Origin of the sequence: Staphylococcus intermedius NCTC 11048, assembly GCF_002902385.1 — a bacterium.
In the GTDB taxonomy this organism is placed as follows: domain Bacteria; phylum Bacillota; class Bacilli; order Staphylococcales; family Staphylococcaceae; genus Staphylococcus; species Staphylococcus intermedius.
In genome coordinates this window covers 1-654 of record NZ_PPQH01000067.1, presented here as the reverse complement: position 1 = coordinate 654, position 654 = coordinate 1, and the positions used below count along the sequence as shown (strand labels likewise).

Here is a 654-nt window from a genome sequence, read left to right as displayed (position 1 = left end):
CTTCTGTTCTTTCTTCTACCGGTGACTCTTCTTGTTTCGCTTCTGTTCTTTCTTCTACCGGTGACTCTTCTTGTTTCGCTTCTGTTCTTTCTTCTATGCCATTTTTAGCATGAACTTTAAATAAATCTTCACTTTTAGCTTCTGCATCATTAGTATTAATACCAAAAATCAAACTAGCACCTATTAAAATTGAAGATACACCTACATTGAATTTCCTAATGGAATATTTATTCCTCTTCATATATTTCATAAAAAACTCCTTTTCTTCTAATAGATTCAATCATATAATTCTATCCCATTTGTTATAAAAGTCAACAAAAACAAAACATAGTCACTTGCAACAACACAATTATGAGTTAATGTCGTAGTTGTTCGAACTGAATCAAAAAATATAAAATCATAATTTTTTTCAAATTATGTATCAAGCTACTATATACATAGAATTCATCTTTAATCTTCAATGATCTCATAGAAAATCTATCAAACCAAGCTAAATTCCAATCACCTTTAATAAAATCAATATTATTACTCAAAGTTGAATTTGATTCATTTAATGTACCTTTTATTTTGATATATGTCTCATCAACACGCCATTTATAATAAGCTTTTTTATGCTTTTTCTTCCAAATTTGATACAAAATAGGAGCGTATTCT

Annotated in this window: 1 protein-coding gene and 1 pseudogene; both read right to left on the bottom strand. The window is 27.8% G+C overall.

What is annotated here, in order from left to right; genetic code table 11:
- Positions 1–250: YSIRK-type signal peptide-containing protein (locus tag CD138_RS11890; RefSeq protein ID WP_142380757.1), on the bottom strand; the 250-nt coding region annotated here is incomplete at its 3' end.
- Between the two features lie 307 nt (positions 251–557).
- Positions 558–654: pseudogene (locus tag CD138_RS11885) on the bottom strand (IS6 family transposase); the annotation flags it as partial.